Source organism: Bradyrhizobium sp. (genome assembly GCF_030697065.1).
Taxonomy (GTDB): Bacteria; Pseudomonadota; Alphaproteobacteria; order Rhizobiales; family Xanthobacteraceae; genus Bradyrhizobium.
Genome location: NZ_JAUYQU010000201.1, coordinates 1 through 17,244, shown reverse-complemented (window position 1 = coordinate 17,244; position 17,244 = coordinate 1). Strand labels below are relative to the sequence as shown.

The 17,244-nt window shown below is 64.1% G+C and carries 17 protein-coding genes and 1 pseudogene; 16 read left to right on the top strand and 2 right to left on the bottom strand.

Annotated elements, in window-relative coordinates; all coding sequences use genetic code 11:
* Positions 1-194 (bottom strand): annotated as a pseudogene (locus Q8R73_RS15955) (PLP-dependent aminotransferase family protein); the annotation flags it as partial.
* Positions 195-519: 325 nt separating this feature from the next.
* On the opposite strand from Q8R73_RS15955, the gene Q8R73_RS15950 reads away from it, so the two are divergent.
* Genes Q8R73_RS15950 through Q8R73_RS15910 form a run of 9 tightly spaced genes read left to right on the top strand, consistent with a single transcriptional unit; the run spans position 520 to position 8,693 of the window.
* The gene (locus Q8R73_RS15950; RefSeq protein WP_305720514.1) at positions 520-846 is read left to right on the top strand and encodes an NIPSNAP family protein; all 327 of its coding nucleotides are present in this window, start codon (positions 520-522) and stop codon (positions 844-846) included.
* A 3-nt stretch (positions 847-849) separates the two neighbouring features.
* Positions 850-1,734, top strand: coding sequence for a xanthine dehydrogenase family protein subunit M (locus tag Q8R73_RS15945; RefSeq protein WP_305720513.1), 885 nt, complete (start codon positions 850-852; stop codon positions 1,732-1,734).
* Positions 1,731-2,252, top strand: a complete 522-nt coding sequence (locus Q8R73_RS15940; RefSeq protein WP_305720512.1) for a (2Fe-2S)-binding protein — start codon at positions 1,731-1,733, stop codon at positions 2,250-2,252. The genes Q8R73_RS15945 and Q8R73_RS15940 overlap by 4 nt, the downstream gene beginning before the upstream one ends.
* Positions 2,249-4,654: a xanthine dehydrogenase family protein molybdopterin-binding subunit gene (locus tag Q8R73_RS15935; RefSeq protein WP_305720511.1), complete on the top strand. Its 2,406-nt coding sequence runs from the start codon at positions 2,249-2,251 to the stop codon at positions 4,652-4,654. The genes Q8R73_RS15940 and Q8R73_RS15935 overlap by 4 nt, the downstream gene beginning before the upstream one ends.
* The gene (locus tag Q8R73_RS15930; protein ID WP_305720510.1) at positions 4,651-5,628 is read left to right on the top strand and encodes an amidohydrolase family protein; all 978 of its coding nucleotides are present in this window, start codon (positions 4,651-4,653) and stop codon (positions 5,626-5,628) included. The genes Q8R73_RS15935 and Q8R73_RS15930 overlap by 4 nt, the downstream gene beginning before the upstream one ends.
* Before the next feature lie 12 nt (positions 5,629-5,640).
* On the top strand, positions 5,641-6,105 hold the full coding sequence (locus tag Q8R73_RS15925; RefSeq protein ID WP_305720509.1) for a carbon monoxide dehydrogenase subunit G: 465 nt from the start codon (positions 5,641-5,643) through the stop codon (positions 6,103-6,105).
* Between the two features lie 37 nt (positions 6,106-6,142).
* The gene (locus Q8R73_RS15920; protein WP_305720508.1) at positions 6,143-7,114 is read left to right on the top strand and encodes an ABC transporter substrate-binding protein; all 972 of its coding nucleotides are present in this window, start codon (positions 6,143-6,145) and stop codon (positions 7,112-7,114) included.
* Positions 7,111-7,926: an ABC transporter permease gene (locus tag Q8R73_RS15915; RefSeq protein WP_305720507.1), complete on the top strand. Its 816-nt coding sequence runs from the start codon at positions 7,111-7,113 to the stop codon at positions 7,924-7,926. Before Q8R73_RS15920 ends, Q8R73_RS15915 begins: the two co-directional genes overlap by 4 nt.
* On the top strand, positions 7,923-8,693 hold the full coding sequence (locus Q8R73_RS15910; RefSeq protein ID WP_305720506.1) for an ABC transporter ATP-binding protein: 771 nt from the start codon (positions 7,923-7,925) through the stop codon (positions 8,691-8,693). The genes Q8R73_RS15915 and Q8R73_RS15910 overlap by 4 nt, the downstream gene beginning before the upstream one ends.
* Positions 8,694-8,834: 141 nt before the next feature.
* Here the strand turns inward: Q8R73_RS15910 and Q8R73_RS15905 are convergent, their stop codons facing one another.
* Positions 8,835-10,022, bottom strand: coding sequence for a MalY/PatB family protein (locus Q8R73_RS15905; protein WP_305720505.1), 1,188 nt, complete (start codon positions 10,020-10,022; stop codon positions 8,835-8,837).
* A 513-nt stretch (positions 10,023-10,535) separates the two neighbouring features.
* Between Q8R73_RS15905 and Q8R73_RS15900 the strand changes: the two genes are divergently transcribed.
* From Q8R73_RS15900 to Q8R73_RS15870, 7 genes are all read left to right on the top strand, one after another.
* A complete protein-coding gene (locus tag Q8R73_RS15900) occupies positions 10,536-11,801 on the top strand; it encodes an ABC transporter substrate-binding protein (protein ID WP_305720504.1) in 1,266 nt (421 codons plus the stop codon).
* Between the two features lie 116 nt (positions 11,802-11,917).
* Positions 11,918-12,973: an iron-containing alcohol dehydrogenase gene (locus Q8R73_RS15895; protein WP_305720503.1), complete on the top strand. Its 1,056-nt coding sequence runs from the start codon at positions 11,918-11,920 to the stop codon at positions 12,971-12,973.
* A gap of 133 nt (positions 12,974-13,106) precedes the next feature.
* On the top strand, positions 13,107-13,943 hold the full coding sequence (locus Q8R73_RS15890; protein WP_371126108.1) for a helix-turn-helix domain-containing protein: 837 nt from the start codon (positions 13,107-13,109) through the stop codon (positions 13,941-13,943).
* Positions 13,944-14,084: 141 nt separating this feature from the next.
* Positions 14,085-15,101 (top strand): branched-chain amino acid ABC transporter permease, encoded by a 1,017-nt coding sequence (locus Q8R73_RS15885; RefSeq protein ID WP_305720502.1) that lies wholly within the window; start codon positions 14,085-14,087, stop codon positions 15,099-15,101.
* Between the two features lie 3 nt (positions 15,102-15,104).
* On the top strand, positions 15,105-16,166 hold the full coding sequence (locus tag Q8R73_RS15880) for a branched-chain amino acid ABC transporter permease (protein ID WP_371126107.1): 1,062 nt from the start codon (positions 15,105-15,107) through the stop codon (positions 16,164-16,166).
* Between the two features lie 23 nt (positions 16,167-16,189).
* Entirely contained in the window at positions 16,190-16,972 is a 783-nt protein-coding gene (locus Q8R73_RS15875; RefSeq protein WP_305720515.1) for an ABC transporter ATP-binding protein, read from the top strand.
* A partial coding sequence (locus Q8R73_RS15870; protein WP_305720501.1) for an ATP-binding cassette domain-containing protein occupies positions 16,959-17,244 on the top strand: 286 nt, incomplete at its 3' end. The genes Q8R73_RS15875 and Q8R73_RS15870, both read left to right, overlap by 14 nt.

Below are 17,244 nucleotides of genomic sequence, written 5' to 3'. Positions count from 1 at the left end.
CGCTGCTCGGCCTCCGCATAGGCCTTTGAAATAGCACCGACGCTGAGATCGAGCCGTTGCGCCATGTCGCGCTGGGGCAATAGCCGCATGCCGGGTTTGACACGGCCGGCGCCGATATCGGCCTCGAGGGCGACGACAAAGGCGAGGTAGCGCGGCCCAGGGAGCGAGGCGAGGCTGGGTACCCAGTCGGTCATGTCTCGTTATCCGCGGAGTGTTTTGCGAGCGTTAGTGGATAATCTCGTTGAGTAGTACAATTTTGATATTGTTGCAATATTTGATACAGACCCGACCGTTTTGCAGTGGCGTCATTGTATTTTTGGACGGGATATCCACAACCCGTTGTTTTAAATAGTATTTATGATACGCCTTGACAGCATCATTTGTTCGATTGAACCAATTCAATTGCGCATTTTTTCTTGATTGCTTCAGTTAATGTTTGACAATTTCCGTCGCCGGCTTCTATCGTTTCGACCAAGGCAGCGGTTCTTACAAGCGGCCGGTCAAAACGGGGAGCGTGGGTTGATTTACGAAATCCGGGTCTATGAAGCCGCCGAAGGCCGCGCCGAAGCGATGCGCCGCCGCTTTGCCGACAATGTCGCGGCCCGGTTCTTTCCCCGTCACGGTATCGAACTGGTCGGCGCGTTCACCTCGCCCGAAGAAGACGGCCGCCTCACTTATATGACGCGCTTTGCCGACGAAGCCGCGCGCAAGCAAGCCTGGGCATCGTTCGCCGCCGATCCGGAATGGGCGGCGGTGAAGGCTTCCAGCGAAACCGACGGGCCGCTGCTGAAGAGCCAGACCGTCTCGGTGCTTTCGCCGGCGATCGCCGGCCTGCCGCTGGCCTAGCGGATGAAACCCGCCCCGTTCGACTATGTCAGGCCGGATACGCTCGCCGAAGTGTGCGCGCTGTTGGCTGGCGACGAGGATGCGCGCGTCATCGCCGGCGGACAGACGTTGGTGCCGATGCTGGCGATGCGGCTGGCGCGTCCGGCCAGACTGATCGATATTTTGCGCCTGCCGGAGCTTGCGGGTATCCGCGAGGAAGACGGCGCGGTCGTTGTCGGCGCCACCACCCGCCAGGCGCAGGCCGAACGCGACCCCGTGATCCGCGCATTGGTGCCGATGCTGGCGCGGGTGCTGCCATGGGTCGGGCATCCGCCGACCCGCAACCGCGGCACCGTCGGCGGTTCGATCGCCAACGCCGACCCGTCGGCCGAGATCCCGCTGGTGGCCGTCACCCTCGGCGCCGAGATACTGCTCGCGACTCCGGATGGTCCGGCAGCGATGCCCTCGGATGATTTCTTCATCGGACCGATGCTGACCACGATCGGGCAAGGCGAGTGCGTGCGCGCCATCCGCTTTCCGGTATGGCCGCATGAACGCATCGGGACGGGATTCTTCGAGATCAGCGCGCGCAAATCGGATTTTGCCTTTGTCGCGGCCGCCGCACAGGTCGCGCTTGATGAGGAAGGGCACTGCCTCGATGCAGCGCTCGGCGTCGGCGGCGTCGGCGACCGGCCGTTGCGGCTCGATATGTCCGTGTTGGCCGGTACCATTCTCGACGCCGCGTCGATATCGGACGCGGTCAACGCAGCCTCCGGCCAACTCGACGCCATCAGCGACCTGCACGCCAGCGCCGCCTACCGCCGCCGCGTCGCGGTCACGCTCGGCATTCGCGCCCTAGAAGCCGCGCGCGACAATGCCGCTACGAAACCCGGGAAGGGCGCGCAATGAAAGTCGAGTTGCGCATCAACGGCGTCAACCGTGCCGCCGAAGTCGAGCCGCGCAAGACGCTGCTCGATGTATTGCGCGAGAACTTTCTGCTCAACGGCACCCATGCCGGGTGCGAGCATGGCGTCTGCGGCGCCTGCACGGTGCTGGTGGATGGCGAGCCGGTGCGGTCCTGTCTGATGTTCGCGGTGCAGGCCGACGGCTACGAAATCACCACCATCGAGGGCCTCGCGCCGGCTCCCGGCGAGCTCAGCGTGATCCAGGACGCCTTCTGCGAAACGCACGGCCTGCAATGCGGCTACTGCACGCCGGGCATGATTTTGGCGGCGCACGCCCTGCTGCAGAACACGCTGACGCCGACGCGCGAGGACATTGCCGAGGCGATCTCGGGCAATATCTGCCGCTGCACAGGTTATGGGCAAATTATCGAGGCGGTGCAGTTCGCCGCCGATCGTCTGCGGGTGGCCAACACGCCGCGCCCGCCGGAATTGGCCGCAAAATCAGTCGTGGAGGCGAAATGAACGCCGATCCCGGGGCCTTCCGTTTTGTCTCGACCAACCGCCGCGTTCGCGAGGATCGCCGCTTCGTCGTGGGGCAGGGCCACTTCGTCGCCGACGTCCCGCTCGAAGGCTTGCTGCATGTCGCGATCCTGCCGTCGCAGCATCCGGCCGCGCGCATTGTCTCGATCGATGCATCGGCGGCAATGGCGATGCCGGGCGTGCATTATGTGCTGACCGGCGATGAGCTTGCGGCGGCGACCGATTCCCTGATGAACGGGCTGGATACGCCGAACGTGCGGCGTCATCCGCTCGCGGTCGGGCAGACCCGCTATGCCGGCGAATGGGTGGTGGCCGTGGTCGCGGATACCCGCGCGCTGGCCGAAGACGCCACCGAAAAAGTCCGCGTCACCTATGAACCGCTGCCGTTCGTGATGAATGCGGAAGAGGCGTTGAGGCCGGACAGCCCGCCGGTGCATCCCGCGCACGGATCCAACGTGCTGCTGGACCGCACTTTCGTGTGGGGCGAGGTCGACAGGCATTTTTCCGAGAGCCCTCGAAAACTGTCGTTCCGCGTCACCTGGGGACGCAGCTCCACGGTGCCGATCGAGACCTTTGGCGTCGCCGCATGCTGGGATCCGTGGCGCGACATGCTCGATGTCTGGGCGTCGATCCAGATGCCGAAATATCCCGACCAGATCGCGCGAGCCCTGCGAATTCCCGCCAATAATGTCCGCGTCCATCAGGATGTCGACGTCGGCGGCAGCTATGGCGTCAAGCGCGGCATCAAGCAGACCGTACTGGTGGCGCATCTGGCGCGGCGGCTCGGCCGCCCGGTGCGGTTGATCGAGGACCGGCTGGAAAACATGCGCGGCGGCGATGCCCACGGCCCCGAACGCATTTTCGATGTCGATGTCGCCTTCAATGACGACGGCATCGTCAGGTCGATGAAGATCCGCGCGCTGGACAATGCCGGCGCCTATGCCGGCCGCGCCCCGTTCCAGCTCGGCAAGCCGATCGGCGCCATCGTCGGTCCGTACCAGATCGCGAGCGTGCAGTATCGCGCGCAGTCGGTAACCTCCAACAAGGCGGTGCAGGAAGCGGTGCGTGGCTTTGGCCAGGCTCCGACCAATTACGCGATTGAGACCGCGATCGACAAGGTCGCCGCCGCCACCGGCCTCGCCCGCATCGAGGTGCGCCGCCGCAACTTCATCCGCAAGGAACAGTTCCCCTATCTGATCCCGAGCGGCAGCACCTATGACAGCGGCGATTACCACACCGTGGTCGACAAGGTATTCGCGCATATCGATTTCGCATCGATGGAGAAAGAACGCGACCGCCTGCGCGGCTCCGGCCTGCTGGCCGGCATCGGCATCGCGGCGTGCCTGGAACCGTCCGGCGCCAATTCATCGTTTGAGCCGCTGCTCAACGAAAAGAACACCACCACCACCTGGATGGATTCCTGCCGCATCGTCATCGATGCGTTGGGTTCGGTCACTGTCACGATCCACAATACCTCGTCGGGGCAGGGGCACGAGACCCTGGTCGCGACCGTGGTCGGCGAAGTCCTGCAGATCGAGCCGGACCTGATCCGCGTGATCCGGCCGGATTCGCTGGCGTGCCTGCCGTCCAACTCGCCGGTCGGCAGCCGCATGGCGATCATGCTCGGCGGCGCCGCGTTCCACGCCGCGCAAAAACTCAAGACAAAACTGATGCGGATCGGCGCGCATCAGTTTGGCGTGGCCGAAGACAAGGCCGCTTACGCCAATGGCATCGTCGCGAGCGGCGACCGGCAATTAAGCTGGATCGAGCTCGTGACCATCGCTCACCGCCAGTATCACATGCTCCCCGAGGGCATGGAGCCCGGCCTCGAAAGCACGCATGTGATGCAGGTGCCGACCGGCGGCACGCTGCCGAAGGACGGCCGGGTCCAGATGTATCCGTGCCACTCCTTCGAGTTTCACGTTGTGCTGATGGCGATCGACCCCGCGCTCGGCAAACCCGAGATCAGGCGTTACGTGATCGGCCATGACTGCGGCACCGTGATCAACCCGCATATCGTCAAGGGCATGACGCTGGGCGGCCTCGCCCATGGCCTCGGCGCGGCCCTGCTGGAGGAATTCGTCTACGACGACGAGGGTCACCTGATGACCCAGAGTTTCATGGATTATCTCCTGCCGTCCGCCCACGAGGTTCCGGAAGTCGAGATCGTGCATCACTGCACGCCGTCGCCGTTCACCGTGTTCGGCCAGAAGGGCTCCGGCGAGAGCGGCTATCTTGGCGCGCCCGCCGCGATCTCGGCGGCGGTCAATGACTGCGTCAGCCCGCTCGGCATCTCCTTCAACAAGCTGCCGATCCGTATCTCCGCCATCGGCGACGCCATCGCCGACGCGCAACAAGGCAAACCGCAAGAGCAAGCCAAATGATCATCGACTGCCACGCCCATCTGGTGCCGCCGAGCCTGCTGGAATCAATCCGCTCGCAGGCCTCGCTATTTCCGTCGATCCGGCTGATCGAAGACGGCGGCGGCCTCGGTTTCTCTTTTGCCGGCGGCAAGCCGACCCGGCCGGTGTCGAAGCCGCTGAGCGATCTGCCCGCTCGCCTGAAGTGGATGGATGAGCAGAAGATCGAGCGTCAGGTGGTCGGCGGCTGGCTCGACATGTTCGGCTACGAAGTGCCGGGGGAGGAGGGCGCGGCCTGGTCGCGGCTGATCAACACCCATCTGGCTCAGACCGCGATGCGCGAGCCGCGTTTCGTGCCGCTCGCCACCGTGCCGTTGCAGGATGGCGCGCGCGCCGCCGAAGTACTGCGCGAGGCCCATGCCGCGGGTTTCAAGGGCACGATGATCGGTACCCAGCCGAAGGGCAGGGGCGGCGTGCTCGACGATCCCGCGCTGACGCCGTTCTGGGAAGCCGCCAGCGAACTCGGCTCGGTTGTCTTTATCCACCCGGTGTTCGAAAGCGGCGACGACCGCGTCCATGATTACGGCATGGCCAATGCGGTCGGGCGTATTACCGATACGCTGATCGCGATATCGCGGCTGATCTATGCCGGTCACGTCACCCGCTATGCCAATGCGAAGATCGTGGCCGGCATCGGCGGCGCCGCGCTGCCATACGTGATCGGCCGGCTCCGCCGCAACTATTCGCTCGACAGGGAAAAACTCGGCGATCCCGATGCGGCGCTGGCCGCGATGTATTACGACACCATCGTGCAGGACCCGCGCGCGCTGCGCTATCTCGCCGACATCGTCGGTCCCGAGCGGATCATGATGGGTTCGGACATGCCGTTCCCGATCGGCGATCTCGCGCCGACCAAAATCGTCTCCGAGACCAGATTCTCCGATGCCGAGCGTGCCGCCATCAATGGCGGTCTGGCGCAGCGGCTGTTCGGACTGTAAGGAACGTTCGTCATGAAGCTCGATATCGGGGGCGTCGAAACCATCCAGGTCCCGGTCGAGGCGCTGTGGAAAGCGCTTAACGATCCCGCCGTGCTGACGCGCTGCATTCCAGGTTGCAAGACCATGACCGAGATCGAGCCCGACGCCTACAAGGTAGAGCTGCAGCTCCGCGTCGCGGCGGTCGGCGGTTCTTTCGAGGGCGAGATTTCTCTGGCGGACAAGACGCCGCCCAAGACCTGCAGTATCAAGGTGTCCGGCGCCGGTACGCTGGGCCACGGCAATGGAAGTGCGCGGTTCGAGATCGCGCCGGAAGGACCGGATACCTCCCGCCTGACCTTTCAGGGTAATGGTGAGATCGGCGGCCTGGTGGCCGGCGTCGGCCAGCGTATTCTGAGCAGCGTCTCGAAGCACCTTGTTGGGCGGTTCTTTGTCGCACTCCGAAAAGAAGTCGAGACACCAGCCGAGGGCGCTGCATAACTGCCTTCAACTCAAAAAGGTTTCAGGGAGGATAGCCATGAATTCAATTCGTTTTGGTTTCACTTTCGTTTCGGCACTCTTGCTGGCCTCGCCGGTTGCGGCGCAAGCGCCGGAGCCGCTCTCGATCGTCGTGTTCAGCCCGCCGTCTCTCGGCGCGTTCCTGCCGCCGGTCATCAAGGCACAGAAGCTCGACGAGAAGCACGGCCTTGCCATCAAGTTCGAGGAGCGCACGCCGGATGCCTACACGGCGCAATTCAACTCCGGCGAATTCAAGCTCGGCGGCAGCGCCTCGCTGATGACGGTGGGCCTGGCCGATGTTCGCGGCGTCAAGGTGACGTATCTGTTCAACCTGTTCGACTTCTGGGGTGCGATCGTTACCGCGCGGCCCGAGATCAAGACGCTGAAGGACCTCGAAGGCAAGGACGTCGCGGCGGCCAAAGGCACCACCAACTGGGTGATGTTCGACTGGTTCGCCCGCCAACTCGGCGCCGATACCTCGAAATTCCAGGTGGTCAATACCGCGACCCCCGGCCTGATCGGCTACGCGCTGGCAGACCGCGCCACGGCGGTGCAGCTTTGGGAGCCCGCCTATACCACGCTGCTGGCGAAGAAGCCGGAGATGCGGACCCTCGACCTTTCAATCGCCGACAGCTGGAAGAAGTTCACCGGCAGCCGCAATATTCCCTATCTCGGTGTCGCCGCCCACATCGACTGGGCGGAGAAGAACCCGAAGCTGGTCGAAAAGCTCTACGCCGCCTACAAGGAGGCCTCCGTATGGGTCACCGCGAACCCGGATGCGGCGGCCAAGGTGATCCTCCCCAAGGGCACGCCCGACGACCACAAGGCGATCGCCGAACTCATCCGCGCCAATGACCGACTCGGCATGAACGTGCAGTGGGCCTCCGACGTACGCAAGGAGATCAATTCGGTCTATGCCGCCGGCAAGGCCATTGCCCACCTGCCGTCGGATCCCTCCGCCGCGACGATCTACCAGGCGCCCGGCAAATGAGCGAGACCGCACCCCAGACGGGATCGCCGCCGCCGGAGAACATGCTGTCTGCGGCGGCGAAGCGGCTGTGGGAGTGGGTCCTGCCTTTCGCCGTGGTGATTGCGCTCTGGCAATTCGCCTCGCTGTTCTTTCCGCGGTTCCTGTTTCCGTCGCTGATCGACGTGTTCTGGCGCTGCCTGGAGATTTTCGCCGACGGATCGATGTTCAAGGATGTGATGGTGACCATCTATCGCATCCTGGCGGGGCTTGCCGGCTCCTTCGTCATCGGCGCCGCGCTGGCGCTGCTGATGGTGCGATCGCGCGCCGTCGACAAGTTCCTGTCGCCGATCCTGACGCTGTTCCAGGGCATCCCCGCGTTGTCCTGGGTGGTGTTCGCCATCATCTGGTTTCACGGCGTCGAGTTTCGCATTCTCTTCATCATGGTGCTGACGACCCTGCCGGCGTTCACCTTCCAGGTGCTGGGTGCGCTGCGCGGGATGTCCCGGGATCTGATGGAAATGGTGTTCAGCTTCAGGCCCTCGCGGGCGAAACTGTTCCGGGTGATGATCGCGCCGGCGATCCTGCCGGACATCCTGACGGCATGGAAAGTCAATCTCGGCAACGCCTCGCGCGTGGTGGTGGTGGCCGAACTGGTCGGCGCCACCGGCGGCGTCGGCTACCAGTTGCTGTTGCAGCAGCAGCTGTTCGACATGGCCGGCGCGCTGGCCTGGACGCTGCAACTGGTGTTCTTCGTGCTGATCGTGCAGGGCTCGTTGACGCTGATTGAAAACGTCGCGTTTCGCTATCGCGCGGTGTCGGAGCGCGCGATATGAACGGAGACGCCACGCCGGACGAGGCCGCCATTCATCTCGCCGATGTCTCGAAAGTGTTCGGCAAGATCGGCACCGATGCCGCCTTCCGCGCCGTGGACGGTCTCAACCTGGACGTCCGCCCCGGCCAGATGCTGGCGCTGCTCGGCAAGACCGGCTGCGGCAAGTCGACCATCTTCAACATGATCGCCGGGCTGACCGCACCGAGCAGCGGCTCGGTGCGGGTCGACGGCCGCGATCCCTTCGCGGAATTCGATTCCTTTCGTGGCAAGATGGCGATCGTGTTCCAGAACGACCGCCTGCTGCCGTGGCGCACTGCGATCCAGAACGTCGAGCTCGGGCTGGAGATGCTGGAAATACCGGCCGCCGAGCGGCGGGCGACCGCGCAGCAGTGGCTGACCAAGCTGGGGCTCGGCGGCCACGAGAACGATTATCCGCATGCGCTGTCCGGCGGCATGCGTCAGCGCGTATCGATAGCTCGCGCCTTTGCCACCAATGCCAACATCCTGCTCTGCGACGAGCCGTTTTCGGCGCTCGACGAATCCACCGCCGGACGGCTGCGCGCGGAATTCGTCAGACTGGTGAAGGAGAATGGCAAGACTGCCGTCTTCATCACCCATTCGATCAGCGAAGCCCTTGAGATCGGCGATCGCATCGTGGTGCTGAAGCGCCCAGCGATGATCGCCTATGACGTCCGGTTCGATACCAGCACTGGGCCCGAGGAACGTGAGGACATCCGGAGCCGGATCGTCGAGGTGCTGGCAGTGTGAATGTGGTGCACCCGACTTAGTTCAATTTGAGTTCCGTAATATGCCGTGGATCCATGGCTCATTTCGCTGAAATGCGACGATGGCCGATCGTCGGCGTCGCACCGTTGCATGGCGTCGAAGCTATTCAAACGTGCGCGATGCTCACCCGCCGTTTCGCAAATCGCTGAACGCCTCGTCCAGCCGGCCCAGCGCTTCCTCCAGGATCGGTCGCGGCGCGGCAAAATTGAAGCGCAGCCAGGATTCTCCGCCCGGTCCGAACTGCAGGCCGGGGCTCGCAAAAATCCGTGCCCGGCTCTTCACGCGGTCCGCGACTTCATCGGGTGGCAGGCCGGTGCCGGAAAAATCCACCCAGGCCAGATAGGTGGCGTCGAGCCGCATCGAGCGCGCGCCGGGCGCGGCGGCTTCGATGCGCCGGTTGAACAGGTCGCGGCTGGCCGCCAGATACGCCAGCAGCGCGTCCAGCCATGCCTCGCCCGTGCGCCAGGCCGCCTCGGTCGCAATCATGCCGAAGCTGTTGTAGGAGCCGAGCCCGCTCGCCATGATGCGTGCATCGATGGCGCGCTTCAGCGCCGCGTTGGAGGTGACGCAGGCGCCGACATGGGCGCCAGCCAGGTTGAAGGTCTTGGTCGCCGCAAAGGTGGAAACCAGGCGGTCGGCGATCTCCGGCGCGGCGATCAGGGTGGGCGTATGCCTGGCGCCTGCGAACACGAGGTCGCAGTGGATCTCGTCCGACACCAGCAGGAGATCGTGCTCGATGCAGAATCGGGCCAGCGCACGGATCTCCTCGGACGTCCAGACGGTGCCGCCGGGATTATGCGGACTGCAGAAGAACACCACCTTGGTTCGGGGCGTCAGCCTGGCGCGCAGCGCGTCGAGATCCATGACGTAGCGGCCGTCGCTCTCGACCAACTGCGCATCGAGAATGCGGCGCTCGTTGGCAACGATGATCCGGCGAAAGGCGTGGTAGGCCGGCGGGAATACCACCACTTCATCGCCCGGTGCGCTCGCCGCCTGCAGGATGAGGCCGAGGCCTGCCACGACGCCGGGCGTCGGGCTCACCCAGGCGGGGTCCACCTCAAGATTGTGCCGGCGCTGCATCCAATCGGCGAACGCGGCGGCCCAGCTTCCAGTGTCACCATAGTAGCCATAGACTCCGCGCCGGGCCATTTCCATCAGCGCCTCCGTCACGCCGGGCGGCGCGGCGAAATCCATGTCCGCGACCCACATCGGGATCGCGTCCGGCGCGTCGATGCCCGACAGCTTCGCCATGTTGTCCCACTTGGTGGCATGCGTGCCGCGGCGGTCGATCACACGGTCGAAGTCGAACATTTTCACCCAGCTCCTGCCGTTATCACTTGATCCCCAGAGTGCAACGGCTCGTGCAGCCTGATGAATAGAAAGCATCGATCGCCGCTGCCGCAGTCGCGATGAAGCGCACGCTGCGGACTGGTGCTCCCGTTGCCTGCATGGGATTCCGGCGGTGCCGCCCGGGAATTCCCGGATGATCTCGCCAAGTTGGCGACGCCGTGCTGGCATGGGCTTCTGGCATTCGAGGCGACAGCGGTCAAGGACGGGGAGGGCATTGCGGGATCGCGCGGATGAAGATTCGACGACGACGGCGCAGGCTGTCCGCGACCGCCGGACGCGCTGGGGTCAGGCGGTAAGGCGCTCCCCGGCGCATGACAGCGCCCGCGAAAATGAGACGCTTGGATATTGGCGGCTTGGGCTTTGATCGGCAGCTTTCCGGCAAGGCGCCCGCTAGGGGCGCGTTAAGAGACGCACCTGAGCAAGGTCCGGCATGGTTGCCGGATTCTCTCTTCCGCGTCACAGGGAGGAACAACAATGCGCAAGTCTTTGCTTGGCGCCGTCGCGGTGGCCGCCCTTATGCTGCCCGGCGCAGCTCTCGCCCAGAGCGGTACCATCAAGATCGGCATTCTGGTGGCGCTGGAAGGCGCCTTTGCGACCGGTGGCCAGGATGGTGTCCGAAACGTCGAACTGGCTCTCAAACAGGTGAACAACACCATTGCCGGCAAGAAGATCGAAACCGTGGTCGCTCCGACGGATACCAAGCCCGATACGACGGTCCGTATGGCGCGCAAGCTTGTGGAGCAGGACAAGGTCGACCTTATCATCGGCCCGCTTTCCGGCTCGGAAGGTATCGCCATGCGCGATTTCGCCAAGACCATCCCGGACAAGGTGGTCATCAACGGCATTTCCGGTGCGCTTGAGACGACCTGGGTCGATCCCGCGCCGAACTTCTACCGCTTCAATCTGGACGGCTCGCAGTGGGGCTACGGGCTCGGCAGCTACGTCGTGAAGAAGAAAGGCTGGAAGCGCGTGGCAACGATCGCAGCCGATTACTCGTTCGGCTACACGAATTTCATGGGCTTTGCGGTGGATTTCTGCAAGTCGGGCGGCGACATCGTCCAGCGGTTCTGGCAACCGCTCGGCCAATCGGATTTCGGCGGGATCATCGCGCAACTGCCGGACAATGTGGATGCGATCTATCTGGGCCTTGGCGGCACGGATGCGATCAACTTCCTCAACCAGTATCAGCAAGCCGGTGAAAAGACCCGCCTGATCGGCGGCACCATCATGGCCGACCAGACGGTTCTGACGGCGAAAGGTCGCGCGAAAGACGCGCTGAAGGGCACGCCGACCTCCGGTCCCTTCTCCGCCGACAACAAGGACCCGGCCTGGACCTCCTACGTGAAGCTCTATCAGGAAAGCTTCCCCGCCAACCAGCGCCTCCCGTCGCCCTCGCTGTTCGGTCTGGGCTACTACACGGCCACGCTTGCGGCCATCAAAGGGCTCGAAGCGGCCGGGGGCGATCTGTCGAACGGGCAGGCAAAGTTCAAGGAGGCCCTGAACAAGCTTCAACTCGACAGCCCAGTCGGCAAGATCACGCTGAACGAAAACCGGCAGGCGACCGGAACGGTCTTCGTCAACGAAGTGGTCGATGGGCCGGATGGCAACATGACCAGCAAGATGGTGGACAAGACCGAAAACGTAAACCAGACGCTCGGCATGACGACGGCTCAATTCCGGGCCCTGGGGCTGCCGTCGCGCGATGCGGTTGACTGCGCAAAGCTGCGCGCGGGCGGCTGAGCGCGGCTGCACCCGATGTCATCTTTCGGTGGCCGGCGCCATGAGCCGGCCACCGCTTCCTTCGGGAATTCCGCCAATAGGGACTCCATGCGGCGGAAGCGCCGGGAGCGTCTGCGATGACTCTCATCGATTATCTCACGCGCACCCATTTCGCAGAGGCTGCGATCGAGGATGCGCTTCCCGAGGAGGTGGGGCCGCTCGCTCGGGCGCTGGTACTCGTGGACGACGAGCCGGGAAGCGCGGCCGTGTGCACTCGCGTGCAGGAGGCGCTCGGCCAGACGGCGATCAGCCTGACGCGGACCGATCGTGCGACCACTTGTGGAGAAACGACACTCAGGATTCTGAGTGCCTTGAGTGACATCCGCACAGGCACGCTCATCGCCGTGGGTGGAACCTCGGCCGTCGGGCAAGCACGGCTCGCGGCGGAACACGCGTTGCGGCGGGGCGAGCGCCTGACGCTGATCGCAGTTCCTGCCGGCCTGTGCGATTTCGGGTTGGCGCGGCGGGTGCGTCTGGGGGAGGGCCAGCCGGTCGCATGCCCCCGTCCCGACCGGGTCATCGCGGATCCGACGGTACTGGAGGGAGCACCCTCCCGTCGGCTCGCCGCCGCGGCCATGGAGGTGCTGGTCCATGCCATCGAGGCCTATGCCAGCCCCGTCTACCACCCGCCGGCAGACGCGCTTGCGCTGGAGGCCACCAAGCGGCTCACGCGGTGGCTGCCCGTGGCGCTTGCTTCGCCCGGTCACCGGGAAGCGCAGCGCGAATTGATGGTTGCCGCATTGACGGCCGGGCTCGCGCTGGAAAAAGCGGTTGGCGGGGTCGATGCGCTTGCGCATCCGATCAAGGCTGAACTTGGACCCGGCGTCCTGCATGGCGATCTCCATGTGCCATTGATGGCCGCCATGGCCGACTTCAACACCGAAGCGGTGGGCGATCGATATGCAACCATGGCCGAAACCTTCGCCAGAACAACGCGGGAGCCGCACTTCAGCACTGCAATCGGTGCTTTCGCCCGCGCCATCGGCCTGCCGACCTCCTTGCGCGAGATGGGGATCAATCCGGCCCGGTTCGACCGTTTTGCGGAAATGGCAGCGAACGACCCCGCAGCCCTTGCCAATCCCCGAAGGCTGACCCCAGGCGACTGCCGCCGCATTCTCGAGGCGGCCTGGTGAGCACGAACGAGCACCCGGCGCGAGGCAAGCGGCCTGGACCGGTAGCGGCCGGGGCAATTTGCCTGTTGTCACAACGCGATCTCCTAATACATTCTTCCGTTACCGCGCACAAAGATGAGCGGGGAGGAAACCGATGAGTATTGCTCACGCGGTCGCACATGGTGCGTTCGGGCGCGCTTGCCTCTACGAACTCGATCGGCCGATGGTGCCGCATGCCCATCGCGAGGGGCATCTGATCTTTCACGTCAGGGGACCGGTCGCCAGCGTGGTTGTCGATGGCAGGACCTTGCCGCTCACGACCCGGAGCGCAACGGCAATCAGCCCCTGGCAGCCGCATTTTTTCGCGCCGATTGACCGCCGCGAACCCACGCTGACGCTGGTTCTCTACATCCGTCCGGGCTGGTTTGTCGATGCGAGCCACACGGCCTTCGAAATCCTGCGCTTCGGCCGCTCAACCGTCGAAATGAGCGACCACATCACCCGGCTTGTCTCGGAAACCGCACGGCTTCTCGCAGACCATGGCGGCTGCGACGGCTCCTTCGAAGACCGGCTCAGTGCCCTTACCCAGGCGGCCTTCGATCAAACCTGGCAGTGGACGAGCGCGGCTGACAGGCCGGCTGCCCAATGCGCGGGACTGCGGGATTTCCGCCTGCGGCGCGCGATCAGCCTGCTGAGCGAGAGGCTCGGCGAACCCGTCGACCTTGCACAGATTTCGCGCAACGCCGGCCTTTCGCGCCCGCATTTCTTCAAGCTGTTCCGCGAGCAGATGGGTCTGCCCCCTACGATTTTTCTCAACGCGCTGCGCATGGAGCGCGCGATCGAGCGATTGGCCAGAGGCACGGAAACGGTTTCTGAAATCGGGCTCGATCTCGGCTTTGCGACCCCGGCGAGCTTCTCGCGGTTCTTCATCGCCAATGGCGTGGTGCCCCCGAGCGCCTACCGGCGCAGCGTGGCGGGCCTTGCACACTGAAAAAGAGGTGCTGCACGTCAAAGAAGAGACGTTCGGGCTAGAGAAAAGACGTTCGGGAAGAGACAGGCCGGCAACTTCTATCTAGCCTTCATTCCAACGGTGGCGAAGGTCCGCCACGGAAAGCTGCCGGGCCGTTATGAGATGAACAATTTCATCAAGCGCTATCCGCTCTGGAGCGTGATTTTCCTCCTCCTGGCCATAGCGTTCCTGTATCTTGTGCTGGCCCCCTGGCCACCCGAACTGGTGGCGAGCTGGGGCCGCAAGCAGATCTTCCTGAATGCACTTTTGGGCGGCATCACGCTTGGCGCGCTCTATTTCCTCGTGGCAGCCGGCTTCACGCTGATTTTTGGCCTGATGCGCATCGTCAATCTCGCGCATGGCTCATTGTTCCTGATCGGCGGATATCTCGGCTACGAGGTCGCGACCGCCTCGGGTTCGTGGCTGCTGGCATTCCCGATCGTGTTCATCGTCGTAGGACTGATCGGGCTCCTGATGCAGTTCTTCATCTTCTCGAAAATGGAAGGCGAAGAGCTCCGCCAGACGCTGGTCAGTATCGGGCTTTCGATCGTGTTGGCCGACCTCATGCTCTGGTGGTGGGGCGGGCAATCGTATTCGATCCTCGCTCCGCAGTTCCTGCAGGGGCCGATGGAATTGCCCCTCGTGAGCAATGTCAACGACTCGACCGGCGCGGTCACCTGGCTGCGCTACCCGTCCGTGCGGGTCTGGATCCTGGTCGCGGCAATCGTGATCGGCATCGCGATGTGGCTCGTTCTGAACCGCACCGCGCTCGGCATGATGATCCGTGCGGGCGTGGACGACCGCGAGATGCTGGCCGCTTCCGGCGTGCGTATCCACCTGGTGTTTCTGGCGGTGTTCGGCTTCGGCGCCGGGCTTGCCGGTATGGCGGGGATCATCGGCGCCACGTTCCAGTCGCTGTCGCCGGGCGAGGATACGCGTTTCCTGCTGGCGAGCCTCGTGGTGGTGATCGTCGGAGGCATGGGGTCGATCGTCGGTGCGGCTTTGGGCGCGCTGATCATCGGGGTGGCCGAGCAGATGGGGTTTGTCTACGCGCCGACCTATTCGATCGTTCTCACCTTCCTCATCATGGCGGCGGTGCTGGCGTTTCGGCCGCAGGGCCTTCTGGGAACGGGGCGCTAGAACATGTCGGTCGTCGATCAAGCTCCTCGTTTCCCCAGTCCCGTCGACCAGCGGATGTGGACCGAGCGCATTCCCGCCCCCTGGTGGGTCTTCGGGTTGATCCTGCTGTTGCTGCCGATCGTGGCCAGCGATTTCTGGCTGTTTCAGATCATGGGCTGGACTTTCATTCTGGGCATGATCGGGCTCAGCCTGATGTTCCTTGCCGGCTATGGCGGAATGGTGAGCCTGCTGCAAATGTCGATTGCCGGAATGGCCGGCTACATGGTCGCCATCCTCGGGCCGTCCGGCGCCGCCAATGTCAGTCTCGGCCTCTCCTGGTGGATCGTGCTTCCGGCCGCCTTCCTGATCGCGGCTCTTTTCGCGACGATATCCGGCGCGCTCGCCGTTCGCACGGATGGTATCTACACGATCATGATCACGCTCGCGATCGCGGCGGCCTTCTTCTATTTCACACGACAGAACTATTCGGTCTTCAACGGCTATTCCGGATTCAACCTCGTGTTGCCGCCGCAGGTTTTCGGCGTGAATTGGCGCGACCCGCTGCCTTTCTACTACCTCACGCTCGCCTGCGCGGCCCTTTGCTACGGCGCAGTCGTCTATCTCGCGCGCGCTCCCTTCGGGCTCGCCCTTCAGGGCGTGCGCGACAACCCGCGCCGCATGGCGGCACTGGGTTTCAACGTGACCGCCCATCGCGTGGCGGCCTACGCCTTGGCGAGCGTTTTCGCCTCCACCGGCGGCATTCTTCTGGTCTGGCAGAACGCGCAGATCGCGCCGGGCACGATCGGCATTTCCTCCGCGATCGATGTGCTCGTGGTTGCGGTGGTCGGCGGGATGCGCCGTCCGCTCGGACCGTTTATCGGCGCTTTCATCTACGTGTTGCTGCAGGTGTTCTCGACCGACATTCTCGGGTTTTTCGGGTTCTCGGCGGATCGCTTCAAGCTGATCATCGGGATCGGCTTCCTCGCGATCGTGCTGTTCTCGCCGGATGGTGTGCTCGGCCTGTGGGATCGCTGGCGCGCGGGGGTTGCGGCGCGCAAGGCCGCGACGACGGGAGGCGGGCCATGAACGCGCCCATCGTGTCTTCCCGGATGAACTTGCCCGTGGCTGGCAATACCAGTTCCGGCAACGCGCTGGAATTGCGCGGCATCACCAAGATGTTCGGCGCACTGGCCGCAATTTCGGACGTGACGCTTTCGGTGAAACCGGGCGAAAGGCGGGCCGTTCTCGGTTCGAATGGCGCGGGCAAGACCACGCTGTTCAACTGCATCACCGGGGATTTTCTGCCCACGACGGGCCTGGTCCGGTTCTTTGGCGAGGATGTGACGGTGTTCCCGCCCCATGAGCGCATCCGCCGGGGCTTGCGCCGCACCTACCAGATATCCTCGCTCTTCACCGGGTTGAGCGTGATGGACAATGTCTATCTGGCCTGCTGCGGTGTTTCGCGAAACCGTTTCTCGCTGTTCCGGCCCCGCCCCGACGACGCCCTCGTGAGCGCAGCGGAAATACTGGTCGGGGCGGTGCACCTGACCGACGACAAGGACCGCTTGGTCGGCGAACTGGCCTATGGCCAGCAGCGGCAGCTCGAAGTTGCGCTGGCGTTGTCGGGCGCGCCGCGCTTTGTGCTGTTCGACGAGCCTGCGGCGGGGCTGTCGCCGACCGAGCGCGCGGATCTGGTGACGATCCTGACCTCGCTGCCGGCGCATATCGGCTTCATCATTATCGAACACGACATGGATGTCGCGCTGCGTGTCGCCGACAGTGTGACGATGATGCACAACGGCCGGATCTTCAAGGAAGGCCGATCCGACGAGATCGAATCCGATCCGGAAGTTCAGGAGCTCTATCTCGGAGGCGGTCATGCCCACCTCTGACCGTCGTCCACCGATACGCGGCACGCTGCCGGCGCTGCAGGTTCGCGGGCTGAACCTGTATTACGGCCGCTCGCACGCGCTGCAGGGCGTCGATCTGACCCTGCAGGACGGTGTGCTCAGCCTGGTCGGCCGCAACGGCATGGGCAAGACCTCGCTGTGCAAGGCGATCATGGGACTGGTGCCGGTGTCGGGCGGTTCGATCACCGCGTTCGGCGAGGAACTGGTCGGGCGCTCCACCACCGATATCGCCCGGCTCGGCGTCGGCTATGTGC